The organism is Nocardia sp. NPDC056100 (assembly GCF_042266325.1).
Taxonomy (GTDB): Bacteria; Actinomycetota; Actinomycetes; order Mycobacteriales; family Mycobacteriaceae; genus Nocardia.
Genome location: NZ_JBHJVY010000001.1, coordinates 275,571 through 301,811, shown reverse-complemented (window position 1 = coordinate 301,811; position 26,241 = coordinate 275,571). Strand labels below are relative to the sequence as shown.

Here is a 26,241-nt window from a genome sequence, read left to right as displayed (position 1 = left end):
GATTCAGGCCGGGGCGTTGGCGGCGAGCTTCTCCACCGCGTCGGCGGTCGCGGCGATGCCGTTCTCGGCGGACACCCGCTTCCCGAGTTCGGCGGCGCGGTCGCGCGCCTCGGGTGTGAGCGTGCGGACCAGGGCGTCGTACAGGCGATCCGCGGTGAGCGACGGGTACGGGAAGTCCGCCCCGATGCCGAGCGCGGAAATCCGCCAGCCGTAGAAGAATTGGTCGCTGTGCACGCCGATCACCACCGCGGGCAGTCCGGCGCGCAGTACATCGTGGGTATTGCCGCTGCCGCCGTGATGCACGACGGCGCGGCAGCGCGGCAGCACCCGGTCGTAGTCGAAGGAGTCCAGTACGAACAGATTCCGGTCGTAGCCGATACCTCGCGGGTAGCCCTCGCCCTTGACGGTGATGAGCGCGCGAGCACCCAGCCTGCGGCAGACATCGGCGATGAGATCGCAGGAGCCCGCCGGGTCCAGGATCGGCATTCCGGTGAGGCAGAAGTAGATCGGCGGCTCACCCTCGCCGAGCCACTCGTCGAGTTCGGGGGACACCACCGCTTCACCCCAGGCGTCGCGCATATGCGCGGGCAGGGTGGGCGCGCCCACGACGATCGAACGATCCGGCCAGTCGGCGGGTTTCGGGAGCAGCACCGGACTCACCATGTGCACCAGCGGAATTCCCTCGGCCCGCATGCGGCGGAACGGATTCTGCGGTTTGCCCTGCAACCCCATCAACTGCCGCACGCGCCGGTCCATCTTGCGGTAGGCCACGCCGTAGGCGAGTTCGAAGGCGGAGTAGCTGGCCAGCCGCAGCCGCCGTGACGAGATCATCTTCTTGACCGTGAACGAGGACGGGAACTCCGCGGTGCGCTCCAGCGGATACGGCAGGCCGCCGACCACGGTCTGGCCGGTCTTCTCCCGCCGTTCCATCGCCCACGGCAGCGTCGAGGCGCAGGAGACGATCACATCGGCGGATTCGACAGCGCCGCTGAGCACTTCGTGCATCTGCGCGCCGCGCTCGCCCGCCATGATCTTGACGGTGTCGAGCATGATCTGCAGGAACGGCAGCGGATTGCCCGAGGACAGCCCGCGTTTGGCGGCGGGCGATTCCAGCAGCTCCGCCGAGTTGAACGGGATGACATGCGGTTCGAAACCCGAGCGCCGCACCACATCCGCGTAGTTCTCGGTCGCGGTTATCTCGACATGGTGGCCGCGCGAACGCAATTCATCGGCCAGGGCCAGATACGGCTGATGGTCGCCCCGGGTTCCCGCCGTCAACAATGCGATTCGCATACTCTCGACTTTCGTTCGTGATCTGGGCGGAGGTCTCATCGAGGAAATCGACGATATGCCCGAACACGTCCAGGGCCGCGCCGCGGCCGATGAAGGTGTCCAGGTGTCCGTAGGACGGAATCTCGGTGTAGCGCACGTCGACCCCCGGATTGCGGGCCGAGAGCACCTCGTGGCACAGCCGGTTGGAGTCCAGCCAGGCTTCATTGCGGCTGCCCGACAGCAGCAGCACTGGGCAGTCGATGCGACCGGCCTGGTCCAGGGCGTTCTCCGGGAGCGCGTGATAGCGCTCATCGTCGACATTCCAGCGGACCACGGCGTGCGCCAATTCCATCTGCCGCAGATGCGGCAGCACCGAAAGCGGTACCGCGCCGAACAATTCGGCCAGGCGATCGTGGGTGCGGGCGTGCAGGTGATCGTGTTCGAAGAGTTTCGCGCCCATACCCCAGCCGTGCTGCACCATACGGCAGGTGGGGTCCGGGCAGTCGCCCTTGCGGGACAGGGCGGCGTAGAGCAGGGTGCGCTTGGACCACAGCCCGACCTTGCGGAAGTCCGAGTCCAGGTGGGTGACACGCGAACCCAGCAGTTCGCTGCCCAGCAGGACGCGCATGCGGGCGGCGGTGCTGACCTTCGGGGTCAGGAAGACGCCCTGCGCGACCACGCCCGCCAGACCGGGCAGCAGGCCGCCGGTGAGGCTGAGCGATAGCGCCAACGCGCCGATGCAGTGCGCGACCACGAACAGCGGACGGTCGCCGATATGTGCGCGGACCTCCGCTACCGCCGCGGGCAGGTCGTAGAGCGCGACGTCATCGAAGGTGTACGGACGGCCGGATTCGTTATAGGGCAGGCGGCAGCTGCCGCGCCAATCCAACAGCCAGGATTGATAACCCGCGTCGGCGAGCACATCGGTGATATTGCGGATCTCGGGCAGCGCGAACATCTCCGAGGAGACGCCGTGCCCGTGCACCAGCAGCACCGCCGGACCGTCGGACGGGCCGACGCGGCGCAGGCGCAGGTCGATGCCATCGTCGGTGCGGAATGAGATCACCTCGGCGGCAGTGAGTTCGGCTCGTGAATCTGTCACCGGCGGTGCTCCTTACGCATGGCGCGGCGCAGATCCAGCAGATCGGTACCCACGCGCAGGACCGGTTCGAGCAGACTCTTGCCGAGTTGACCGCCGAACCAGCTGAGCCACAACATCTTCGCCAGCCGCTGCTGGCGTTCGGGCAGGCGTGGATCAATCTGGATGCCGTCGATCTGATCGGGCAGGTAGGTGTGCATGGGGACGGCCACCTCGCCGGTGAACGACGCCGGTTCGCCGGTGCGGCCGATCTCGATCAGCTGGGTGCCGAGCTGGCGCACCAGTCTGCGCCGGGCGGCGGCGAACTTGTACCCCTCCAGCCACCATGTGCCGCCGGACGAATCCCGCAGGGTGAGTTGGTAATGCATGATCGGATGCCGGGTCTCACCGGGCAGCGGGGTGCCGTCGTGCGGGCGGACGATGGCCGTGCCCTCGACCGTGAGCGGCTCGTCATGCAGTGCGGCGCACATCAATTCGCCGCTGACATCGAGCGTGCGGGCGGAGAACACCTGTGCACTGCTCGCGACGGACAGAGCCAACCGCAGATCGCACGGGATGTCCGCAGTAGAGCCGGTGAGTCCGATTGTGCCGGTGAGTGTCTCGTGGAAGCGCAAGTAGGGTGCATCGCCCGGGCGCGGCCCTATTCCCGCCATGGTGGCGAGCATCTTGCCGCGCTGCGCCGGGCCGGAGACGACCGGCGCGGGTAGGCCGTGTGCCGCGACGAAGGCGTCGGTGCGCGCGGCCGTGGCGGGTGGTGCGGTCACCATGGAGGCCAATTGCCTTCTGGCGGCGGGGCTTTGCAGGACCTGTGCGAGCGATTCCAGTTCGGGTACCGGCCCGTCCCGGATCTCGCGGACTACGTCCTCGCACCACTGTTCCCAGTGCTGAACGCGAATCCCCAAGCCGCCCAGTGTGGTTTCGGCGACGATCTTTTCCAGCGAGGTGGGTGCGCCGGTCAGGTGATAGGTGTGCCCCCACGCGCTCGGGGTGCCTACGATCTCCGCGGTCACCCGGCTGACCCAATCCACCGGGGCGGAGTTGAGGTACCGGAAACCCGGCACGGTGCGAAACCGCATGAGTGCGGCGGTGATTCCCGCGTTCAGATCGCGCGGATTGTGCGCACCGGTCTCGGGATGGCTCCCGATCCCACCCGGCCGCATGATCGTCACGACGAGCCCGTGCTCACTCGCGCGTCGCAGCAGCGCTTCGGCGGCCCACTTGGACCGGTCATAGCCGATCGGCAGCTTCGCGACATTGGCGGTCGCCGCGTCCTCGCTGAGCGTCTCCGCCTCGGACCCGTTGAACACCGCCATCGACGAGATGTGATGCAGTGGCTTAGGTCGTCCCGTACAGGCCAACTCCGCCAATGTCAGCGGCCCGAGCACATTGCTCCGCCGCAGCGACGGATACCCGCGCAGGAAGTCCACCGCCGCACCCACATTGACGACCGAATCAACCTCGGCCGCAAGTGCTTCCCACCGCTCATCGGTCAACCCGAGCCGAGGCAGCCGCAGATCCGCCGCCAGCGGTATCACCCTCCGCAACACCTCCCGCGACCACGGCAACGCATACCGCCGCACCGCATCCTCGAGCCGCCGCGCAGCCGCCTGATCATCATCGGCCCGCACCACACACACCACGTGCGCCTGACTGTGCCGCAACAAATCCAGCAGCACATGACTCCCGAGAAACCCGGTAGCCCCGGTCAACAGAACCCGCCGCGGCGCGACCCGCTCCACCTCCGCCACGATCGGCAGCCGATCCGCCCCCGCGAGATCCGCGAACAACAGCGCCAAATCATCCGTGTCGATGAAGCCTTCAACGGGATCACGTGCCACAGATGTGGTCGAATCCAGCGCGCTCGTTTCACCGAGGCCCACGCCGCCGAGGCCCGGCTCGGTAGCGGTCGCGCCCGGATCATCGCCGTTGGGACGCGCGGAGATCCGTCCCGGCTGGTCGGCCGTAGCCGAACTCTGCGGGAGGCCGCCGGTTGGACCGCCCGAACTCCGATCGAGGTCCTCGACAGGGCCACCGCCCTTGGGCGAGGAGTGCTCCGGGCTCAGGTTGTCCGGCGGCCGCTGGACGGCCTCGGGGTGGTCGGCGAGCCAGCGGAGTGCGAGCCTGCGCGGGCGAGCGTCGAAGAAGACCGTGTCCAGGTCCGGGTGGATATCGAGTTCACGCGCGAGCGCCGCGAGCAGTTCGACCGCAGCGAGGGAGGTGCCGCCCGCGTCGAAGAAATCGGTGTCCGCGTCGATGGGGTCGGCGGTGAACCGATTCGCCAACGCGGTGATCGCCTCGGCCAGGGCGTCGGCGTTCCACGCCCGCGGGCCAGGGCCGTCCGCAGCGATCCCGAGTGGTGATGACCGGTTGACGTCTCCCGGGGCCTTCCGCACATCGAACCGCTTTGTGTGGTCGGTGGACGACAGGACACCCGTTCCGCTGTGTGGTGCGGGAGGCTCGCGTGGCGCGTCTACGGTGCCACCGGGCTCGCTCGCTCGCCCGTTGCCTCCGGTGCGGGCCAGGAGGGCGGCGATGTCCAGTGCGCCCGTGCCGCGTTCGAGGGTTTCGGCGCGGGTGCGGCGGTCGACGGATTCGTTGCGGACCGGGGGGCGTTCGTCAGGTGCGGTCACTGGTCAGCTCCTCGGTGTTCGGGTGTGCGTCCCAGGATCGGAAGTGGCGCAGGCGATCCGGGGTCACCGAGACGTCGTAGCCCTGACCGTCGTCGGGGACGCCCAGCAGGCGGGCGGCGAGGCGGCGGGCGGGTTCATTGCGGGCGGTGCGCTCGAACGATATCCGGATGGTGTTGTGGCCCAGGGCCTCGGCTCGGTCGGCGGCCCAGGTGAGCAGGCGTTCCTCGACGCCGCGGCCTAGGGCGCGGCAGCTGAGTTGCCAGCCGGTGATGACCAGGGCGTCGCCGTCGGTGCGCACGGCCAGCAGGGAGATGAGGCCGTAGTCGCCGAAGCGGTCCCGGGCGGTGGCGGTCCAGACTTCGCCTTCGGCGCGCCAGCGGTCGAGATCGGCCGGGGTGACGGTGGCGAGGGTGAACTGGGTGGTGCGGCGAACCAGCTGCTGTGCGCGTTCGAGGGTGGCGTCGGTCAACGGTTCGATGTCGACCTCGAGTTCGAGCTGCTCCAGGAAGTCCGCGAATTCGGCTGTGGCGCGGGCACGGTCGCGTTCACCGTCCTGGCGGTAGAAGTCGGCTCGCATCCGGTCTTCCGCCGTCGCGGCGATCGGGGTCATGGGCCACAGCCGGGTGAGGAAGGATTCCAGCTCGGCGGCGGGCGGGCAGGTCACCGACAGCACCTCGGGGAGTTCGGTGCGCATGCGCGCCACTTCGACCGGATTGTCGTCGAGGTAGCAGAAGGTGTCCAGGCTCAGCCCGAGCGTATGCGCGACCTGTTCCAGCCGTTCCGGCTTCGCTTCCCAGCCGGTGGAGATGTCCGCGAAATCCTCACGTCGCAAGGGACTTTCGGGCCGATCGAGAATGGCGTCGACGATATCGGCGTCATTGTTGGTGACCAGCACCAGCAGCGTTCCCGCCGCACGCCACTGGGCCAGCCTGCGCGCCAACGCCAGTCGCGGCACGTCGAAACCGACGGCGGCGGAGCCGATTTCGCCCGCTGTTCCACTCCACAGGGTGTCATCACCGTCGACGGCGATCACCTTCGGTGCTGGTTCGATGACCGCTCCCACGGTCGCCACCAGGGTGAGCGCGACCGCGGCCTGGAACTCCGGGGTGAAGGGCAGATGCGCCAGGATCTCGGTGCGATCGTCGAAGGGGTTGTCCACCTGATGGTTTCGAGTCCAGTCACCCGGTTCGAGCGCCGCGACACCCGGCACCTCCCGCAGGTTTTCGGTGACGAGTCGCTCCCAGGTCAGCAGCCGTTCCTCCGCTACCGCCGACGGCAGCATGCCCACGATCACCGGCTTGCGGTTCCGCTCGGCCAATTCCTTGATGGCCGCCGGATATTCGGTGGCGAGTTCGGTCAGCAGCTCATCGGACAGTCCGCCGAACCGTTCCAGATCCGCCGCCCGCAACAGCACGATGCTCAATGCCATGGACGTCTGCGCGAATACGCCCGACGGATCGCGCAGGCTCGACAGCACATGGTGGTACGGGGCTTCGGCGACCGTGATCGCGGAGCTGTCGGCCGAGGCCGCGGTCAGCAGTTCGGGCAGCCTGCCGAGCGCGAAGGTCGCTCCGACCGCCGCGCGAACTCCGGAAACCCCTTGGGCGTCAGCGAGTTCGGGCCGGGCGGGTGCACCCGGATCGGCGATGGCCGCCGCCACGGTCGCCAGATACTCCGTGCCGAAGTCGGTGCAGCTGTCAGCGTCGATGATGTCGCTGTTGTAGGTGAACCACACCTGCCCGGTATCGGGCAGCACCGCCACCATCAGATCCAGGTCGGAATATCCGGTGCTCACCGGCACCACCTCGGCCGCCGCCACGGCGGAGTTGGCGCGCAGATAGTTGAAGTACACCTCGATCATCGGCGCGTTATCGCGATGCAGTCCCTCGGCCGCGAGCGCGGCCAGCACATCGGCGAAACCCGCACCGGGGGCGAGCAGACTGCGCAGGCGTTCACCGGTGCGTTCGAGCACATCGCTGACGGAGTCCCCGGCGTCGACGGCGGCCGGGAACGGCACCGGCAGACCGAAATACCCGACGGCATCGGTCGCGTCGGCGTGCATGCGGGTGTCCACCGGCACCGCGAGCGCGAAGCGGTCCGCGCCCTGGCGTCGCGCCAGCAGCACACTGAGCGAACCCAGGAAGATCGCGGCCGGGGTGACGCCCAGATCGCGGGCGCGATCCGCGACCCGATCGTGCAGTCCGGCGGGCATATCGAGGGCGAGTGATCCCGCGCCATAGCTGCGCTGCGCCGGACGCGGTTGTGCCAGAGTCAATTCCAGGCGGCGGGCACCGGCGAAGAGTTCACGCCAGCGGGCCGCGGCGATCTCGTCGCCCTCGCGTTTGCCCGGCTGCGCGGTGAGCAGCTGATGCATATCGCGATTGGTGACGGTGTCGATGAGCGGTTCACCGGACAATTCGGCGGCGATCTCACCCGCGACCAGCAGCATCGACTGCACATCGCTCATGCTGTGATGCGCGCCGAAAAGCAGTACGGGTGAATCGGATTCGCTGTTCAGGAGCTCGAATCGCCAGAGCGGCCCGGTCTCCAGATCGAACGGTCGCGCCATGAGTTCCCGGAAGCGCTCCCGCACCACGGCATCGTCCAGGTGGTCGAGATCGAGCCAGCTGGTGAGCGCACCGGGCTCGCGATGGATCTCGAGCTGACGGCCGTGCTCCTCACTGCGCCGAATGGTCGTGCGCAGCGCGGCGTGTCGATGCGCCAGCCGCGTGATCGCCTGCTCCAGCTGTGCGCGCGTGATCGGAATGGGGATGCGTACGGCGACGCCGCCGGTCTGCGCGGCGCTGGGAATGCCGAGCTGTTCGGTGCGCAGCAGCCGCATCATATCGCGGCTCACCGGCAGGACCTCGATATCGGGGACATCGGCGGCGACGGCGTCGGCGGTCGAATCCGATTGCCGCAGTAGTTCATCCACCAGGAATCCGGCGAGATCGGTGAGGTTCTGTTCGGCCAGAATGGTGCCGAGAGGCACTGAGACGCCGGTGTGCTCGCGCACCTTGTTGCGCAATTCGATCGCCATCAGCGAATCCAGGCCCAGGCTCTGGAAATTCGCCTCCGCCGATACCTGTGCGGTTCCCGCGTGGCCGAGCACCTGCCCGGTCCATTCGGAGATGGCGGCGATGGCCAGGGTCACGGCCTCGGCGCGTGGAACGGTCCGAAGTCGTTCGGCGAAAAGGGATTCCGCCACCACGTCCTCGGCGGATCGATCGGCGACGGCCCGGCGCACGGTGCGGCGCACCAGTCCGTGCAGCAGGCGCGGGACGCCCGGTTCGCGGCGCAGCACCTCGGTATCGAGCAGCAGCGGGACCAGCATCGGATCACCGGACCGGAGTGCGGCGTCGAAGCACGCCATACCGTCGGCGGTCGAGAACGCGCGAACCCCTGCTCGTTCGAAGCGTTGCAGATCGGCGCGCGCCATGTACTCGGTCTGGTTGACCTCCCAGGCGCCCCAGGCCAGCGATTGCGCGGGCAGTCCGATGGACCGGCGGTACAGCGCCAGCGCGTCGAGATAGGCGTTCGCGGCGGCGTAATTGGCCTGTCCGGGTGTGCCGAACAGGCCGCCCGCGGCGGAGAACAGCACGAAGATCGACAGGTCGCGGTCGGCGGTCAATTCGTGCAGATGATGTGCCGCATCGACTTTCGGGCGCAGCACGGTATCGAGCTGTGCCGGGGTGAGCGAACCCAGCGTGCTGTCATCGAGCACGGTCGCCGCGTGCACGACACCGGCCAACGGCAACCCGTCGAGCAGGACCGCCAGCGCATTGCGGTCGGTGATATCGCACTGTGCGAATCGCACTCGCACACCGCGGTTTTCGAGATCCGCCCGCAATTGGTGTCCGCCGGGGCCATCGATGCCCCGTCGGCTGACCAGCACCAGATCCCGCACCCCGTATGCCTCGGCCAAATGCCGGGCCAGTGCCGAGCCGAGCCCACCCGGCGCGCCGGTGACCAGCACCGCGCCCTCTCCGAGACCGACCCGGCCCTCCAGCATTCGAGTCGCGTTCTCCGGCAGACGAGCCAGTCGCGGCACGAAGGCCACGCCGCCCCGCACGGCCAGCTGCGGCTCCTCGGTCGCGAGCAGCGCGGCGATATCGAGTTCCGAATCCTCGGAATCGATCAGCACGATCCGTCCCGGATTCTCGGACTGTGCCGATCGCACCAGACCCCACGCAACAGCGCCCGCCGGATCCGGACTCGCGTTATCGCCCCGCGTGATCGGGGCAACCGCGCCGCGCGTGCGGACGACCAGCGTCGCCCGCTCGAATCGGGGGTCGCCGATAATGGTTTGCAGCGTCGCCAGCAGATCCTGGGTGACGGTATGCACCTGCTCGGGCGAATTGCCCTTGGGCACAAGAAGAATGACCGCATCCGCGTTCTCGGCGGAGGCTGAGCGCCACGTGGGCCGAGCCGTGTCCTGCGCGGGCGCGTGGACACCGTTGGTGGCCGTCGAAGTCGCCACCGTTCCACTTCCGCTCGCCGCCGAGGTGGATTCCGATCCGGCCGTGGTGAGGTCGGGGGAATGCCATTCGGCGACCGTTAGTGCGCGGTTCCCGGTGCCGAGCGTGCGCTCGGTCCAGTTCAACCGGAATAGGCGGCGGTAGGCGGGAGCCAGGGAGGCGGCATCCCACTGGGTCGCCGCGACCGGGCGCAGCAGCAGTGAACCCACCGAGACGACCGGGTTGCCGGTGCGGTCGGTCGCCGACATCGAGACGGTCTCCGCGCCCGAGCGGGTGAGGCGCACGCGCAATGCGGTCGCGCCGGAGGCCCAGAGCGTGACATCGGTCCAGGCGAAGGGCAGCAGGGCGTGCGTGCCGTCGTCGGCGTAGAGCGCGGTGGCGTGCAGGGCGGCGTCGAGCAGGGCCGGGTGGATGCCGAATCGCGTGGCATCACCGTGAGCGGATTCCGGGAGTTCGATCTCAGCGAAGATCTCATCGGCGCGTCGCCAGGCGGCGCGCATGCCCTGGAAATAAGGGCCGTACTGGTGACCGCGAGCGTGCAGTGCGGTGTACAACTCCGCCACATCGATGCGTTCCGCGCCCTGCGGTGGCCAGGTCGCGGTATCGGAGTGCGCCTGTCCCGGCGTCGCGGGATCCGGTGCCACCCATGCGTCGGCGTAACCCGATGTCCGCAGCGGTGAATCGGAGTGCGCAGGCGCGAGAGCCGATTCCTTCGCCAGCAGACCGTCGGCGTGCAGCGTCCACTGCGCGTCGGGGTCTTGTTCGTCGCGGGCGTAGATGCGAACGGTGCGGCAGTCCTGCGCGTCGAGTCCGCCGACCACCGCCTGGACGCGCAGCGCGCCGCGTTCGGGGACGAGCAGCGGTGCGCGCAGCAGCAATTCGCGCACCACCGGGCTGTCCACCTCATCACCGGCCCGGATGGCCAGTTCGATCAGCGCCGCGCCGGGCATGAGCACCGCGTTCGGGCCCGCGTGGTCGGTCACCCAGGGTTGCAGACGCCGCGATACCCGGCCGGTGAGGATGATGCCGCCGGAATCCGGTTGCGGCACAACCGCACCCAGAATGGGGTGCTCGATATCGCCGAGGCCCAGGGCGGTGGAATCGCGGTTGAGCCGTTCGGTCCAGAAGCTGCGTTCGTCGAAGGCGTAGGTGGGCAGATCCACCCGCGCGGCATCGGGCAGCAGGCTGGTCCAGTCGAGTTCGTGTCCGGCGACGTGCAATTCGGCCTGGGCCCGGGCCAGCGCGGTCGGCCCGTCCTGATCGCGCAGCAGCGAGCCCACGGCGATGACCTCGCGGGAGAGCTCATCGGAGAGGGATTTCACGGCGGCGGTGAGCATCGGGTGCGCGCCGAGTTCGACGAAATAGCGGAAGCCGTCGCCGATCATGCGCTCCACGGTGTCGGCGAATCGCACCGTCTGGCGGGCATTGCGGAACCAATAGCCGGGCTCGACCGATTCGGTGATCGGCTCGCCCGTGACAGTCGAATACCACTGTGTGACAGGGGCTTCCGCCGTCATACCGGCGAGTGCGGCGGCCAGCGGTTCGCGCAGTGGCTCGTACATGGGACTGTGCCCGCCCAGGCTCGGCCCGGCGGCGCGCAGTTTGTTGTAGATCCCGGCCTCGGTCAGTTCGGCCAGGAATTCCTCGACCGCGGCCTGCTGTCCGGTGACGAAGGTCGAGCGCCGGACATTGACCGCCGCGATCGACACCCGGTCGCTGAATTTCGCGAGTCGCGGAATGACCTCGGCCTCGGGCAGGCCGACCACGGCCATCGCGCCCGGCTCCTCGATATCCTGGATCAGGCGGCTGCGGGTGACGACAATCCTTGCGGCATCGCCCAATTCGAGGACACCGGCGCAGTAGGCCGCCGCGACCTCGCCCTGGCTGTGACCGATCACCGCGTCCGGCGTCACGCCCGCCGCGCGCCAGGTGGCGGCGAGTCCGGCCATGATCATGAACAGCAGCGGCTGGATGAGTGGATGGTCCCAGAGATCCTCGACCGTCATGGTGGCCAGCCGCTCCTGTGGCGACCAGCCGAGCAGCGCGCTGAAAGCCTTGTCACAGCGCTCGAATTCGGTGCGGAACTCCTCGGAGGCGAGCAGCATATCGCGCGCCATACCGACCCACTGGGTGCCTTGACCGGGGAAGATGAACGCGGTCTTGGCATTGGTGAGCACCGCGCCGTTGCCGGTCACGGCATCGGGCGATTCGCTACCGTCGACCAGGGCGCGCAGTGCGTCGATCATCTGCTCGCGATCGGCGGCCACCACCACGGAGCGGCGCTCGAACCTGGTGCGGCGCAATGCGAGTGAGCGGGCGACCGGTGCCGGTTCCAGGGTCGGATCGGCGCTCACCAGATCCAGCAGGCGCTGTGCCTGACCGTGCAGGGATGCCTCGCTGCGCGCCGAGATCGGCAGCAGTGCGACTCGCTGATCGGCGGTCGCGGCCTCGGCAGCCGGGACCGGTACTGCGGGAGCCTCTTCGAGAATGAGATGCGCATTGGTGCCGCTGAGCCCGAAGGCGCTGACCCCCGCGCGTCGGACGCGCTCGCCGCGCCGCCACGGCAGCTCCTCGCCCGCCACCGCGACGCCGCTGCGTTCCCAATCCACATGCGGTGATGACGTTTTCGCGTTCAGGGTGGCGGGAATACGCTCATGTTGCAGGGCGAGAACGAGTTTGATGACGCTCGCGACGCCCGCGGCGGCCTGGGTGTGTCCCACATTGGATTTGAGTGAACCGATACCCAGCGGGCGTTCCGGATCGCGGCCCGGTCCGAATACCCGGGCCAGGGCGCGCGCCTCGATGGGATCGCCCAGCGCGGTGCCGGTGCCGTGCGCCTCGACATAGTCGATATCGTGCGGGCTCAACCCCGAAACTCGCAGCGCCGAACGCAGGACCTGTTCCTGTGCCGCGCCATTCGGGGCGCTCAAGCCCTGACTGCGCCCGTCCTGATTCACCGCCGAACCTCGGATGACGGCCAGTACCCGATCACCGTCGCGACGGGCATCGTCGAGTCGTTTCAACAGCACCAAGCCCGCACCCTCGGCCCACACCGTGCCGTCGGCTTCGGCGGAGAACGGGGCGCATTTACCGGTGGGGGACAGCACTCCGAGCTTGCACAGCTCGATATGCGCGATCGGCGACATCAGCAGTGTGGTGCCGCCCGCCAGCGCGAGATCGCATTCGCCCGCACGCAAGGCCGCCATGGCCGAATGCATAGCCACGATCGAGGATGAGCAGGCGGTATCGAGGGTGACCGCCGGACCGTGCAACCCGAGCGTGTAGGAGATACGCCCGGAGGCGACACTCGGCGAAAGTCCGGTTCCGACTTGACCATTGAGCTGTTCGGGCGCGGGATCGGCGAGGTATCCGGTCGCGTACACACCGAGGTAGACGCCGGTTGCGCTGCCGTGCAGGGTGCGCGGATCGCGTCCGGACCGCTCGATCGCCTCCCAGGCCAGTTGCAGCATCATGCGCTGCTGCGGGTCCATGACCGCGGCCTCACGCGGGCCGATGCCGAAGAAGGCGGCGTCGAATCGATCCAGCCCCTCCACGTAGCCGCCGCGGAAGGTGTACGCCTTACCGCTCGCGGTGGTGTCCGGATCGTAGAGATCCTCGATATCCCAGCGGCCCTCGGGGACTTCACCGAGGGCGTCGCCGTTACCGTCCAGCAAGCGCCACAGCGCCTCGGGTGAATCGGCGGCACCGGGGAACCGGCAGGACATGGAGATGATGGCGATGGCGTCCTCGTCGATGCCCTCGCCGTCCGCGTCGGTGGTTTCCGCGGTGGCCGTGACCTCGGGCGCGACCGTCTCCGGAACCGTCTCGGCGACAGGGGAGAGCGCGCGGGCCACGCCGTCGATGGTGGGATTGTCGAAGAACAGATTGGTATCGAGGAATTCGCCGTAGAAATCCGAGAGATCGATCACCAGCTCGACCAGATCCGCTGAGCCCAAACCGAATTCGACGATCGGCTGATGGATGTCGATGCGCTCGGGATCGAGTGCGGCCTGCTGCGCGATGGTCTTCACCAGCCATGCGCGCACGGCCTCGGTGGACGGTCCGGTGGTGGCCTCGGCGATAGCCGCGACCTCCGATTCCTCGAAATCGAAGAGCTCGTCCTCGGGGGAACGCAGTGGCCCGGCGGTCAATTCGAGCAGTTCACCGGAGCCGTACGCCGCCCGGCACGCCTGCCGCTGGATCTTGCCGCTACTGGTCTTGAAGATGGTGCCCGGCCGAATCAGCATGAGGGTGGCCAGGGTGAGGCCGTGTTCGGTCGAGACCGCACCGCGCACGGCGGCCTCGATGGAGGCCAGCTCATCGGGTTCCTCGGTGCGCACCTCGGCCACCACGACGGGTTGTTCACCGCCGGAACCGAGTTCCACCGAGAACGCGGCGACACAGCCCGCGCGAACACCGCTGTGCGCGGCCTCCACCGTCGATTCGATGTCCTGCGGATAGTGATTGCGGCCGTCGATGATCAAGAGGTCTTTACTGCGGCCGGTCACGAAAAGCTCGCCGCCGGAAACGAATCCCAGGTCGCCGGTGCGCAGATAGCGGCGTTCATCGCCGGGCAGGCGCGCGCCGAAGACGTCGGCGGTGGCCTGGTCATCGCGGAAATAGCCCGCGGCGACGCTCTTTCCGGCGACCCAGATCTCGCCCTCGGTCCCGTCGGAACGCTCGGTGCCGGTCTCCGGATCGACGATCGCGAGCGACATACCGCCGACCGCTCGGCCGACCCCGACAAGTTCCGCACCGCGGGCGCGATCGCCCAGTGCGTCCTTCACCTCGTGGAAGGTCGGCGGCACGCCGATGGACGGACCGGTCACGATCAGCGTGGCCTCGGCCAGGCCGTAGACCGGATGCTGGGTTCCGGCGCGGAATCCGGCGCGCGCGAAGGTGTCGGCGAAGCGGCGAATGGTGGCCGCGCGCACCGGTTCCGAACCATTGAACGCCACCCGCCAAGTGCTCAGATCCAGGTCATCGATCTGGTCGGCGGCGATGCGGCGCACGCACAGCTCGTAGGCGAAGTTCGGGCCGCCGCTGGTGTGGGCGCGGTAGTCGGAGATGGCGCGCAGCCAGCGCTCGGGGCGCTGCAGGAAGTGCATGGGGGACATGAGCACCGAGTTCGCGCCCAGGTAGACCGTATGCAGCAGCGGTGCGATCAGGCCCATGTCGTGGTACATGGGCAGCCAGCTCGCGAACAGCGCGCCGTCCCAGGATTGCGCGAAATCGCGGGGGTGGCCGAGGCCGTCGGCGATCGCGCCCTGATTGTGCAGCAGGTTCTCATGGGTGATCAGCACACCGCGCGGGGCGCTGGTCGAACCGGAGGTGTACTGGATGAACGCGATCGAATCGGGGCCGAGTTCGGGCTCGCGCCAATCATTCGCGTGCTCACCGGGGATCTCATCGGTGGCCAGCCAGCGCAGGCCCGCGAGTTCGGGAATCTCCGCGCACAGCGCGGCCGAATCCGCGGCCACCCGTGCCGGGGCCAGCACCACCTCGACTTCGGCGTGCGTGACCATGCGCCGCAGCCGGCGCAGGGAGCGGTTATCCCATTCGGGCAGCGGTGCGGGGACGGCCGCGACGCCGGCGGCGAGGCAGCCGAAGAACGCCTCGGCGAATTCCTGTCCGGCGGGGTAGAGCAGCAGTGCGCGCCGCGGTCTCGAATCCTGTAGGGCCGCGCCTATCGCTCTGGCGCGTATGCCCAGCTCCGCGTAGGTCATTTCGCGGACGACACCTTCGACCTCAGCACTGTCCAGGAACCGGTAGACCAGTTCGTCCGGTCGGCTCGCAATCTGAGCGAACAGTGTTTCAGTAAAAGTGTTGAGCACGAAATACCTTCTCTACCTGGTAAATCTCATTATTCGGTCGTGCTGTGTACTGATGCGCGCGAAGAGGGCGCGGCGGCGCGTTGCGACCCGTGTGCGCCAACCCTAGCCATCTTTACACGTCCGCACCGGACCTCGGCGAGATCAATCCGCGCCCCGAAAAGTAGGGGCAGGGCAGGCGCGACACTCGTTGGTACGGCAAGGATTTCATGATTGCCAGACGCCGGATCAGCGGTGAAGATGGCTGCGTGTCACAGACCCCGATAACGCTGCGCCAACTTCCCCGCCTACGCAACCGCCGTCTCGGGCAGTTGGGGGGCTTGATTCGCCCCGGTGCTCATAGCTCCCCGCTATTGGAATTCGGGAAGCGTTTCGTCGCTTCGCCGCCGGGGTTCCCGACCATGTTCATCACCCATGACATGGCCGATGTCCGTGAGGTGTTCACCAATCACGAGGATTTCTCGGTCGGTCAGTTGATGGCGCGGCTGTCGAGTCACGATCTGGTGTTCGGCAAGGAGACGCTGATCTTCCTGGAGGGTGACGATCATCGTCGTGAGCGCAAACTGTTCTCGCCGCCGTTCCAGAACAAGGCGCTCAAATCCTATGAGGAATTGATGATCGAGGTCGTCGAGCGCGAGCTGCCCAAGTGGCCGGTCGACGAACCGATCGAATTCCTCAAGGCTGGTTATGATCTGGCTATCGGGGTGCTGCTGAGTGTGGTGTTCGGTGATGTGGCGCCCGAGCGCAGCGGGCGGCTCAAGGATGCGGTGAGCGCGTGGTTCGGGGAGATCGAGAGTCGCGGGTTCCTCGCGGTCACGCTGATCACCCCGCTGCTCGGTGGCTACACCCCGCCGTATCGGCCGCTCATGCGCGCGCAGGCCAAGGTCGACGAGGTGATCATCGAGGAGATCGCCGCGCGCCGTGCCAATAACGAGGACGGCACCGATCGCCGGGATGTGCTGGCGCGCTACGTCGGCACCGATCTCGATCAGCACGATGATGTCGCGCTGTCCCGCAATCTGCGCGGAATCCTATTGGGCGCGTACGAGACCACCGCCATCACCCTCGGCTGGATCGCCACCATGCTGGCCGCGCATCCGGACGCCATGGCCGAACTCGACGCCGCCGTCGACTCCGGTGACGAGGCGCGCCTGGACGCCTATCTGGACGCGGTCGTAGCGGAAACCATGCGGCTGCGCCCGGTATCACCGTTCACCGGCCGAATCGCCCTGCGCGACACCGTGGTCAACGGCGTCGCCATTCCCGAGGGCACCATCGTCATCATCCCCATCCTGCTCATCCACGAATCCGAACACATCTACCCCGACCCCCTCTCCTTCCGCCCCGAACGCTTCCTCGACAAACGCCCCGACGGCCACACCTGGCTGACCTTCGGCGCCGGCCCGCACCGCTGCCTCGGCGCACAATTCGCCACCGTGGAAGCCCGAATCCTCTTCCGCGCCATCATCGAAAAGCGCCGCATCGACCCCATCCCCGGCCCCATCGAACCCGCCCGCCGCTACCACACCGGCCTGAGCCCCTCCCGCAACGCCCTCATCACCCTCCGCCACCGCGAACCCACCCCAGCGCCGCAGTAGCCACCGAAGCCCCGGTTCGACCCGCCCGGCATCGTCATCGACGTGCCGGACTGGGATCAATCAACCGCGAAATGGCGTGCGAGGTGTCCGCATAGCTCGGTCAGCGCGTTCTCGCCGATTCGCGGGCCCTCGGCCCAGGAGTCGATATCGAACCAGTGCAGCGTGTTCGGAGCTCCTTGCGGTCGCACGAATACGTGCTGATGGAAATGCGCCACGCTTCGGCCGGTCACCGCTGAGAAGACGTACTCGGGGTCCAACTCCAGGCGCAACGCTAGCGCCGCCCGGCGGGCGGCCCATCCGGCTTCGGCGGCCTCGTCATCGGTCAGGTCGGCCAAAGTAGCGGCGTGCCTGACAGTTTCGACAAACAGGTATCCCGGCATCGGTGCTCCCTCCGACAGCGGGCGATGCGTCACCATGACCAGTTCGCTCGCATATATGACCGGGCCGACCAGCGGACCGACACCCCGATGCTTATCGCAGATCAGACATTGACTCCCCATCCGGTGACGGTACCCGAGCAATGCCGTTGTCGTCGAAGAGGATTCGGCTGGTGAATCAGCAGCAGGAGCAATCGTGGTCGGCGGGTGTGCTGCCCGCGTCGCGGTGCGGCGTTGTGGGGCAGCAGGTTTCGCCTTGCCAGGCGTTGATGCCTTCTTTGATGGCTATGGCGGCGATTGTCAGGGCGGCTAGGGGGTCGGCCCAGGACCAGCCTAGGAGGGTGTTGAGGAGTAGGCCGATTAGGAGGATTGCGGAGAGGTAGGTGCAGAGGAGGGTTTGTTTGGAGTCGGCTACGGCTGAGGCGGAGCCTAGTTCTCGGCCTGCTCGGCGTTGGGACCGGGACAGGATCGGCATGATGGCCAAACTCAGTGCGGCCAGGGTGATTCCGATGGGGGAGGGGGCGGCTTCGTGAACGCCCAGCAGGGCGCGGAGGGAGTCGGTGGTGACGTAGGCGGCGAGGGCGAAGAAGGAGAAGGCGATGATGCGGAGGGCGGTTTTCTCGCGGCGCTCGTGGTCGGGGGTGGCGAACTGCCAGGCGATGGCGGCGGCGGAGGAGACCTCAATGACCGAGTCGAGGCCGAAGCCGATGAGGGCGGTGGAGGAGGCTCGGGTGCCTTCGGTGAGGGCGATGATCGCTTCGATGATGTTGTAGGTGATGGTGGCGGCTACCAACCAGCGGATTCGGGTTGCCAGTTGTGCGCGTCGCCGGGGGGATGGGCCGAGGGGGCGCGCGGGCATGCCGAGGGACTGGGACATCAGCAGCAGCCCTCGGTGCCGGAGTCGGGGCAGCAGGCCGGATCCACGGCCAGGACCAGGCCGGTCAGATCGTCCAGGGCGCGCCCGATTCTCGGATCGGCCAGTTCGTAGCGGGAGCGACGGCCCTCCGGCACCGCCACCACCAGACCGCAACCACGCAGGCAGGCAAGGTGATTCGAGAGGATCTGGCGTGAGACGCCGATCTCCTCGGCCAGCTCGGACGGGTATCCCGGGGTGTGCCGCAGGCTCATCAGGATCTGCGTGCGGGTCGGGTCCGACAGGGCATGGCCGAAGCGGGCCAGGGCGTCGCGGTGCAGCGAGGTGTCCACACCGCGACTGTACATCAGAATCTGTATTCAGAAAATCATGAACTATTGGCGGCGCTGACCTCGTACATGCCGGCGATGGTCGGCTCGAGTGCGGTGCGCAGCCACTCGTCGGCCCGGAAGGCGTCGGGGGCCAGGTATTCCGCGAGAGCGGCTTCGGGTGCGGGCGAGTGATCCGCCCAGCTCGGAATGGCCAGTACGCGCAGGCCCGCCGTTGCGGCGGAGCGAATACCCGCTGCCGAATCCTCGACCGCCACACAGTGTTTCGGGAGCACGCCGAGCCGGGCCGCGGCATGCAGATACGGGGCCGGGTCGGGTTTGGTCTCGGTCAGATCCTCGCGGGTCAGGGTGAGATCCCACCGGCGGTGCAGCCCGAAGTGTTCGAGGGTGGCGTGCACGAACCGATGCGGTGATGCCGACACCACGCCGGTCGCCGCGGCATTCGTCGCGGTCCGCACCAATTCCCTCACCCCGGGCAGCAATTCGATACGCCCGGCCCGCACCTGTTCGACCATCAGATCGGTGCATTCCTCGATAACCCGTGCCGCGGAATCGATTCCGCAGACCTCGGCGAGGTGATCCGCCCAGTCGCCGTGGCCGTGGGTGCGCCGCCGGTCGGTATCGGTCCAGGCGTGCCCGTGCCGGGCCGCGAAATCGAACCAGCACCGATCCCACGGTTCCATGGTCGCCACCAGTGTGCCGTCCAGATCGAACAGCACCGCGTCGATGGGCACGCTCATCCCGGAAGGTCCCCGGCTCCCGCGCACCCGGCACCGAGCTGATCGATCGAAATCAGTGTCAGCCCATGGGTATCGGCGAACGCGCGCAATGCGTCCAACCGCATCACCGAACCGTCGTCATGGCAGACCTCGCTGATCACCGCCACCGGAGCCACCCCCGCCAGCCGCATCAGCTCGACCCCGGCCTCGGTATGGCCCTGCCGCCCGGCCAGGCCCCGCGGGTGCGCGCGCAACGGGAACACATGCCCCGGTCGCTGTAGATCCCCGGTCCGGGTCGTCGGATTCGCCAGTGTGCGCAGCGTCGTCGCGCGATCCTGCGCGCTGATACCCGAAACCACGCCCGCCACCGCGTCCACGGTGACCGTGAACGCGGTCTGGTTCAGATCCTCGTTCGCCGCGACCATGGGCGGCAGCCCCAGCAGGTCCGCCCGCTCGGCGGGCATGGGCGCGCAGATCACCCCGCCGGTATAGCGAATGAAGAAGCCGAGCGCCGCACCCGTCGCGAGTTCGGCGGACATGATCAGATCGCCTTCGTTCTCGCGATTCTCATTGTCGACCACGATTACCGCCCGCCCGGCGGCGATGTCGCGGACCGCGGTCTCGACCTGGTCGAACATGCTCTCTCTGGATCGCGTACCGATGGAAACGGTCATTGTCGGTGGCCTCCGCCCTGGTTGGTGGAATGGAGCGCACAACGCAGCAGACGCTAGTCGAATCAAGATCGAATTCTACCGAGGCACGCGTATCGCACCGGCGGGCGGGAGGCCCGCCGATTCACACGCCGAAGTCCATCACCACCACATGGTCGGTCTCGTATTTGTCGAGGTCGGCATCGTGCCAGGACTCCCCGGACCGGATGCGGTGGAAACGGAACGTGCCATTGGTGTCATTGGCCGAGATCACACACCGGATCGATTGCGGCACAGCCAGTTCGCCCGCCAGGCGGCCGATCTCGCGCGCCAGCACGATGCCCTGCCGGAGCAGTTCGCGCTGATCGTCCGGCCCGATCAGCGGCTCCCCGCCCTCCTGCGAAACCGTCACCGGGACAAAATCATCGAGATGCAGCACGGTATGCGCGCATTCCCATCCGGTGAGATCGCCGAAATCCGCGGGCGCGTCCGCGGCGTTGAACGGCACCGGCTTCCAGGAGAGCACCTCATCCCGGACTTCCAGGCCGCGGTCCGCCCAGTCGCGTAGTCCGGCGGCCAAACCGTCGGCGGGGTCCAGCACCGCGAATCCGGTCCGGAGATCGAACAGTTCGCGGGCCCGATCGTTCATTGCCATCGTGAGCATGACCGGGACTATGCCATCAACCGGTATCACCGCCCGTGGTGTGCCCGGCTGGCTCGCCGAGATAGCCAACCTGGATGATGGGCGCATGCTTCCCACCGAGCACCTGGACCAGGCGGACCGGCACCCAGCCGTGATCGACACACCCCTCGGCGCCGTCAGGTTCGGCGTGCGGCTCGGTCCGGATGCGCTACCCGCAGCACCGGATGCGCTGTGGCGCTTGGCCAATGGCTCACATCTGCATCGCTGGCAACATCGCGGGGCGACCGTGGATCTGCTGATCGGGAGCATCGATGTGCAGCCTTGGGACGGTGGTGCGGCGGTGCCGATCTGGGCAGCGATCTGGCAGGTGCAGGCGCCGTCCGGGGTGCCGGGTCTGGTGGTGTCGGCGGAGTTGAGCGATTTGCCCGCCGGGGCGTACGGTGGCCGGGATTCGGGCGAATGCCTTGCGGCGGTGAGTGTCGAGAACGAGCATTTCATGGTGTCGATCGGCGGTCCGGATTCCGAACTGCTCGGTATGCAAGCGGCGGATGGGCGGCTGATGCCCTCGGATTGGGTGGATCTGCTGCCCGCCGACGGAGATGACAGTATGTCCGAATACGGTGTGCGATACGAGGATCCGGCGCGCATCGCCTGGCATTTGCCCGGGTTGGGCGGCCTGGAGGTGGCGCGGCTGTGCATCGCTACCGCATGGTGCCCGCGCGATGACGAGAGACCCGCGGCCTGGTACGCGGTCGATATACCGCTGGATACCGCGTATCTGCATTTGATCGCGGATCCGCACTGACAGGCGCTATGCCTGATCGAGCATGGTGAGGTAGGCGTCGAGTTGGGCAGCGCCGCACAGGAGAGCGCGGCTGCGGGCCTGAAGCCGATCCTGCCAGGCGTCGAGGAAGGTGCGTAGCGCGTCCGCGCCGCCCGCCTCGCGCAGCGCGTCCAGGAATGTCGCGACCCGATCGAGCGGGTAGTCGCCGCGCCGTAGTTGCCGCGCGATATCGGCATCCCGCACGCATTCCGGACCGTAGCGGCGGTAGCCCGTGGTCCGATCGCGCTCCGGTCGCAGAATTCCCCGCTCCTCCCAGGCGCGCAGCGTGGCGGGATGCACCTCGATTCGGTGTGCGAGTTCACCCACCGTCAATGGCGGGCCGGGAATCGGGGTCGGTGGCGTACTCGACAGGCTACCAAGGGTTTTCGCGACATCGGAGCGAGTATCTCGCTCCGTCCGCAGCGCGATGTGTGAGGCGTCGATCAGGCGGAAGGCGGACTCGCTGTCATCGCGATTGCACGCACGCATGATCGCCATGGCCCGCTGATGACCGTGGCCTGCGCGCAATGCGAGGAAGGTGCGCAGGGCTTGCGCGTGCAGCGGGGTGTAGCGGCGGTACCCGGTCTCGGTGCGTGCGGAAGGCGGGAGCACTCCGGCATCGTCGTAGTTGCGGATCGCCTGGGTGGACAATCCGTGTTCGCGGGCGAGATCGATGGGGCGCAGATTTACCTCCGATTGAGGCTTTTCGACAGTATGTGGTCGTTGGAGGCGGAAAAGCTTCAAAGGATTCTTCAACGATATCGTCGAGGGGAGTTCCTTCGGAAAGGGGTGCTCCATGTCCACCGCACTGCGTGCGATCGGCCGCCAACTCGATGACCTGGCAAGCCTGGGTCGCGCGCTCGATGAATTGCTCGCCGGACGAACCGAACCACCGGCATTGCTCGCCCTGGGCGAACCGACGCACGGGATCGAGGCATTCCCGGTGCTGCGCAACGACATCCTCGCCCATCTCGTCGAACGGGGTTACCGCTCAATCATTCTCGAGACCGATTACTTCGCCGCCGCCGTGGTCGACGACTACGTGAATGGGGCGGACACCGATCTCGACACCGTGCTGAGCACCGGATTCAGTCACGGATTCGGCGCGATACCGGGTAATCGCGAACTTCTCGAATGGCTTCGCGCCGCGAACGAGGACCGTGCAGCCCGGGATCGGATTCACTTCTACGGCTTCGACGCCCCGACGGAGTACTCCGGCGCACCGAGCCCCCGGCAGTTCCTCACCGATGCCATCGACTATCTGCCGTCCGCATTCCGGCCCGAATCGCTCCCCGATACCGACGCACTCTGCGGTGCGGATGCCGACTGGACCAATCAAGCCGCCATGTACGACGCGGCCGCCTCCATCGGCGGCTCGGCGCAAGCCCATGCCCTGCGCCTCATCGCTGATGACCTGGTCAGCGTCCTGCACCGGGCCGGACCGACCTTGCGTCCCGCCGACCCCGGCGGTTACGACCGCGCCTTCGCCCGGGCGCGAACGGGATTGGCGCTACTGCGCTATCACTCCGCGATGGCAACCCCCGCGACCGATCGCATCGGCACCCTGGCCAGCCACCGCACCGAAATGATGGCTGACAATCTCCTCACCATCCTGGCTCGGGAACGCCACCGCGGGCCCAGCCTGGTCTTCGCGCACAACGCCCACCTGCAACGCGCCCGGCCCCACCCGCAATCCGGTGCCGATGCCCCGACCTGGGGGAGCGCAGGCGCTTTGACGGCACTGACCCTCGGCGACCGCTACCTCTTCGTGGCAACCGACGCCAACCCCACCGCCGACCCCGGCACCCTGCACCACCTGCTTGCCGAGGCGACCACCCGCCGTGCCCTATTCCCCGTCCCGCCTCTCCTCACCGCCCTGCCCCCGGCGGCGCAATCCGCCAAACCGTTTCTCCCGGGCCACATCCCATTCGGCCCCGCAGACCTGACCAGCGCCGATGCGATGATCTTCATCACCGACACCGACGGGACGCGCCACCAATACTGGTAGTGGTCGTCGGCCCTGCGTCATGTCGACCGTGTCGCAGCACGGCCGGTCAGGATTTGCGGATCGTGTAGGACGGGCGATGGCCGATCAGGTCGAGCGCTTGCCGGTGAACGTCTGGTCCGAAGTGTTCGACGCTCGGCCAATTCCCGAGCATCACACCGCAATTCGTTCTGAAGATCATCGTCGTGTACAGCGAGAAGTCCCCGGCGAGTGCGGTTCGGCCGCACCCGTCACAGGTGATGGTCGGTTCGGTGCCGTCGTCCAGCCAACTCTCGCACTGGTCGCTGTCGAGGTGGACATCAATCCCGCAGTCCAGACACCGCGGCAAGCTCATGTGGGATCCCGAATGGCCCCAGTCGAATCCGAGCATCGGCAGGATTCCCGATGCTCGCGGGGAGTTCCGCTGGTCCTGATCATCGTGTGCCGTGTCCATATGGGCGATTCCCCAGTCCATCAGGGCATCCAGTTCGGACTGGAGCACCGGTGCTCCGGCGGCGATTACCACGCCGACCGGATCCGGATTCCAGGTCTCGCGGCAACTCATGAAGAGTCGCACTGTCTCCCGCACCCGCGCGATCGCACTCTCATCAGATTCGCCGAGCGCGTAGTAGTACTGGTAGAAATCGCCCACGCCTGGACCGTACGGCACTCCGCTCCAATCAGTTCGGCCCGAATCAGTTCCGGTCGGTGTGTTCGAGGCGGGACCCCTCGGTCTGGCTGTCAGAAGGAGCGGCTCGTCCAGATATTCCAGGTACCTCGGATATCGCCGGTGCCGTGGGAGCTTCTGACCGTGCGGAGTTCTCGGCTGAGGCGGAGTGCGACCTTGTCGAAATAGGCTTTGGCGGAGCAGGTTTCGGGGTCGCAGTGCTGGTGGGCGAGTTGGCCGCGCTGTGCGACAGTCAGATTCATGATCGGGTAGTCGGGCGGCTCGTGACTGATGTACATGACCTTTACCTCCTGTAGCGGGGAATCGGGTCGGGGACTTGGGATCTCCTGTCCGCCGGGGTGATTACAGGTCTACGCCGGCACGCGAGCGCTTGGAATGATCCAGGGTGGAAAATCGGCGAAAAGATCTCCGCCTTCCAAAGTTGTTGGGAGAATCATTCCAAAATTGCATAAGACCGATAGAGAGGCTAAGAGATGGCAGCCGGTTCCACCGTTCCGCGCCGCCTGATCGGCCGTACCTTGAAGCAACTGCGCGAGCAGTCCGGGGTTCCGGCGGTTCAGGCGTACAAGCTCATCGATGTTTCGGCACAGACACTTTGGCGCATCGAGACCGGACAGCCCGGTCCGAAGATTCGAGAGCTGGATGTCGGTGCGCTCTGCCAGTTATACGACGCTGACGAGGACACGCGCGCCGCACTACTCGGTCTGGTGGCCGAGACGAAGAGCCCGGGGTGGTGGCACAACTACGGATCGGCGGTGCCGAATTACTTCGATCTCTACCTCGGGATGGAAGAAGCGGCGTGCAAGCTCACCACGCTTCATCCGAATCTGCTTCCCGGACTGCTTCAGACGCCGAGCTATCGTCGCGCGGTGATCTGGGCCGCGATCCCCGGGATGCCGACGGTGGAAGTTGAACAGCGCATTGAGATTTCGGCCAGGCGACAACAACGACTGACCGAAGATCCGGCTGATTTCAGCGTAACGATGTACATCTGTGAGTCGGCGCTGCGGTGGGCGGTTGGCGGCCCGGCGGTCATGGCGGAGCAGCTGCGACACATCGCGACCGTGTCCAAGCTTCCAACGGCGTCAATTCGGTTGGTGCCCATGGGTATCGCAACGCCGTTGCCGCTGATCGTTGGTACGTTCACACTGATGGAGTTCCCCGTGTATACGGGCACTCGACTGACCGAGCCCGCCTTGGTCTATGTGGAGGGCTTCACGGGTGCGCTGTACCTGGACAAGCCAGAAGAGATGGACCAGTACCGGGCCGCCTGCAAAACTCTTCGCGCTACGGCGCTGAGCGAGCAGGAGACCAGACAACTGGTTCTGAGCATCGCAGAGGAGTACGAGTGAGCGCCGATTTGCCCAACGCGGATTGGTTCAAGAGCAGCCGAAGCGGTCCGAATCAGGACTGTGTCGAGGCCGCGCACCTGAGTGGGGGCTCGGTCGGGGTGCGGGATTCGAAGTTGGGGGAGGGCGGGCCGGTGCTGATATTCGGCCCGGCCGAATGGGACACGTTCAATGATGCCGTGCGGGGCGGTAGGTTCGATCGGCCTTAGGCATCGTCGGGGAATGGGAGTTCGCTTCTACCGCAGTGTTATTCGGTGGGGCGGGCTCCCATGATGCCGTAGAGGAGTAGATCCTCGAGGGAGTCGGCGAAGGTGTCGAGGTCGGCTATATCGCGGATGCACATGGCGAAGAGTGCCGCGCCGGCGATGGTGTCCAGGACCGTGTTGGGGTCCAGGCCCGGGCGGGGGGAGTCGGGGTCGGCGGGGAGGTAGTCGGCCAATTCGGCGCGGGTGGGGGTGTCCAGGCGGGTGGCGAGGTTTTCGTAGAGGCCGGGGTCTTGGCGCATCTCGGACATAAGGCCGGGCATGGCGGCCCGGGTCTCGGCGGAGCCGAAGAGCTGGATGGTGCCTCGGATGATCTTGCGGATCTCCGAGATGAGGTCGGGGGCGACCTGATCGGAGCCGACATCGGGGAAGACGGCCTTGGCGATGAGGTGCGCTTTCGTCGGCCAGCGCCGGTAGATCGACGGGCGGCTCACGCCCGCGCGCGCCGCGATGGCATCGATTGACGTTGCGGCATAACCGCGTTCGATGAGCAGCTCGCGGGCCGCGTCCAGGACGGCGGCATCCACCGCGGGGTCGCGGTGCGGGCCCAGGCGGTGGCGTTCGGTCACGAAATCCGTCCTTGTCAGTGCGGTCGGGAGTCGTTACAGTCTGTCACAACAAAGTCGTTACACTC

The 26,241-nt window shown here is 67.1% G+C and carries 19 protein-coding genes; 5 read left to right on the top strand and 14 right to left on the bottom strand.

All coding sequences use genetic code 11. From position 1 onward, the window contains the following. Positions 1-3: 3 nt before the first annotated feature. The 4 genes from ACFC0O_RS01455 to ACFC0O_RS01440 are packed head-to-tail and all read right to left on the bottom strand — an operon-like array spanning position 4 to position 15,313. Entirely contained in the window at positions 4-1,293 is a 1,290-nt protein-coding gene (locus ACFC0O_RS01455) for a glycosyltransferase (RefSeq protein ID WP_375952758.1), read from the bottom strand. After that, on the bottom strand, positions 1,226-2,374 hold the full coding sequence (locus tag ACFC0O_RS01450) for an alpha/beta hydrolase (protein ID WP_375952755.1): 1,149 nt from the start codon (positions 2,372-2,374) through the stop codon (positions 1,226-1,228). The genes ACFC0O_RS01455 and ACFC0O_RS01450 overlap by 68 nt, the downstream gene beginning before the upstream one ends. Then, positions 2,371-5,001, bottom strand: coding sequence for a thioester reductase domain-containing protein (locus ACFC0O_RS01445; RefSeq protein WP_375952752.1), 2,631 nt, complete (start codon positions 4,999-5,001; stop codon positions 2,371-2,373). Before ACFC0O_RS01445 ends, ACFC0O_RS01450 begins: the two co-directional genes overlap by 4 nt. Continuing rightward, entirely contained in the window at positions 4,988-15,313 is a 10,326-nt protein-coding gene (locus tag ACFC0O_RS01440) for an HAD-IIIC family phosphatase (protein WP_375952749.1), read from the bottom strand. Before ACFC0O_RS01440 ends, ACFC0O_RS01445 begins: the two co-directional genes overlap by 14 nt. Before the next feature lie 398 nt (positions 15,314-15,711). Here ACFC0O_RS01440 and ACFC0O_RS01435 point away from each other — a divergent pair, with 398 nt between their 5' ends. Next, positions 15,712-16,908 (top strand): cytochrome P450, encoded by a 1,197-nt coding sequence (locus ACFC0O_RS01435; RefSeq protein ID WP_375952746.1) that lies wholly within the window; start codon positions 15,712-15,714, stop codon positions 16,906-16,908. Positions 16,909-16,964: 56 nt separating this feature from the next. Here ACFC0O_RS01435 and ACFC0O_RS01430 read toward each other — a convergent pair whose 3' ends face one another. The 6 genes from ACFC0O_RS01430 to ACFC0O_RS01405 all read right to left on the bottom strand — a co-directional run bounded on the left by ACFC0O_RS01430 (position 16,965) and on the right by ACFC0O_RS01405 (position 20,521). Further along, entirely contained in the window at positions 16,965-17,408 is a 444-nt protein-coding gene (locus tag ACFC0O_RS01430) for a hypothetical protein (protein ID WP_375952743.1), read from the bottom strand. A gap of 55 nt (positions 17,409-17,463) precedes the next feature. After that, positions 17,464-18,162: a cation transporter gene (locus ACFC0O_RS01425; RefSeq protein ID WP_375952740.1), complete on the bottom strand. Its 699-nt coding sequence runs from the start codon at positions 18,160-18,162 to the stop codon at positions 17,464-17,466. Beyond that, positions 18,162-18,491 (bottom strand): metalloregulator ArsR/SmtB family transcription factor, encoded by a 330-nt coding sequence (locus ACFC0O_RS01420; protein WP_364635298.1) that lies wholly within the window; start codon positions 18,489-18,491, stop codon positions 18,162-18,164. Before ACFC0O_RS01420 ends, ACFC0O_RS01425 begins: the two co-directional genes overlap by 1 nt. 35 nt (positions 18,492-18,526) lie before the next feature. Then, positions 18,527-19,228, bottom strand: a complete 702-nt coding sequence (locus ACFC0O_RS01415; protein WP_375952737.1) for an HAD family hydrolase — start codon at positions 19,226-19,228, stop codon at positions 18,527-18,529. After that, positions 19,225-19,845 carry a 3,4-dihydroxy-2-butanone-4-phosphate synthase gene (gene ribB / locus ACFC0O_RS01410; RefSeq protein WP_375952734.1) on the bottom strand — a complete coding sequence of 207 codons (621 nt, stop codon included), beginning with the start codon at positions 19,843-19,845 and terminating at the stop codon, positions 19,225-19,227. The genes ACFC0O_RS01415 and ribB overlap by 4 nt, the downstream gene beginning before the upstream one ends. A 157-nt stretch (positions 19,846-20,002) precedes the next feature. After that, the gene (locus ACFC0O_RS01405) at positions 20,003-20,521 is read right to left on the bottom strand and encodes a hypothetical protein (RefSeq protein ID WP_375952731.1); all 519 of its coding nucleotides are present in this window, start codon (positions 20,519-20,521) and stop codon (positions 20,003-20,005) included. Here ACFC0O_RS01405 and ACFC0O_RS01400 point away from each other — a divergent pair. Further along, positions 20,520-21,305, top strand: a complete 786-nt coding sequence (locus tag ACFC0O_RS01400; RefSeq protein WP_375952728.1) for a hypothetical protein — start codon at positions 20,520-20,522, stop codon at positions 21,303-21,305. The two genes, ACFC0O_RS01405 and ACFC0O_RS01400, sit on opposite strands and share 2 nt — an antisense overlap. A gap of 6 nt (positions 21,306-21,311) precedes the next feature. Here ACFC0O_RS01400 and ACFC0O_RS01395 read toward each other — a convergent pair whose 3' ends face one another. Next, on the bottom strand, positions 21,312-22,007 hold the full coding sequence (locus tag ACFC0O_RS01395) for a MerR family transcriptional regulator (RefSeq protein ID WP_375955877.1): 696 nt from the start codon (positions 22,005-22,007) through the stop codon (positions 21,312-21,314). A gap of 112 nt (positions 22,008-22,119) precedes the next feature. On the opposite strand from ACFC0O_RS01395, the gene ACFC0O_RS01390 reads away from it, so the two are divergent. Continuing rightward, on the top strand, positions 22,120-23,331 hold the full coding sequence (locus ACFC0O_RS01390; protein ID WP_375952725.1) for an erythromycin esterase family protein: 1,212 nt from the start codon (positions 22,120-22,122) through the stop codon (positions 23,329-23,331). Between the two features lie 46 nt (positions 23,332-23,377). Here the strand turns inward: ACFC0O_RS01390 and ACFC0O_RS01385 are convergent, their stop codons facing one another. Beyond that, a complete protein-coding gene (locus tag ACFC0O_RS01385; RefSeq protein WP_375952723.1) occupies positions 23,378-23,959 on the bottom strand; it encodes a hypothetical protein in 582 nt (193 codons plus the stop codon). 89 nt (positions 23,960-24,048) lie between these two features. Continuing rightward, positions 24,049-24,273: a hypothetical protein gene (locus ACFC0O_RS01380; RefSeq protein ID WP_364635278.1), complete on the bottom strand. Its 225-nt coding sequence runs from the start codon at positions 24,271-24,273 to the stop codon at positions 24,049-24,051. A 195-nt stretch (positions 24,274-24,468) separates the two neighbouring features. Between ACFC0O_RS01380 and ACFC0O_RS01375 the strand changes: the two genes are divergently transcribed. Both ACFC0O_RS01375 and ACFC0O_RS01370 read left to right on the top strand, forming a co-directional pair. Next, positions 24,469-25,347 carry a helix-turn-helix domain-containing protein gene (locus ACFC0O_RS01375; RefSeq protein ID WP_375952720.1) on the top strand — a complete coding sequence of 293 codons (879 nt, stop codon included), beginning with the start codon at positions 24,469-24,471 and terminating at the stop codon, positions 25,345-25,347. Then, positions 25,344-25,553, top strand: coding sequence for a DUF397 domain-containing protein (locus ACFC0O_RS01370; RefSeq protein ID WP_375952717.1), 210 nt, complete (start codon positions 25,344-25,346; stop codon positions 25,551-25,553). Before ACFC0O_RS01375 ends, ACFC0O_RS01370 begins: the two co-directional genes overlap by 4 nt. Positions 25,554-25,591: 38 nt before the next feature. On the opposite strand, the gene ACFC0O_RS01365 is transcribed toward ACFC0O_RS01370, so the two are convergent. Continuing rightward, on the bottom strand, positions 25,592-26,176 hold the full coding sequence (locus ACFC0O_RS01365) for a TetR/AcrR family transcriptional regulator (protein WP_375952714.1): 585 nt from the start codon (positions 26,174-26,176) through the stop codon (positions 25,592-25,594). Positions 26,177-26,241: the final 65 nt, after the last annotated feature.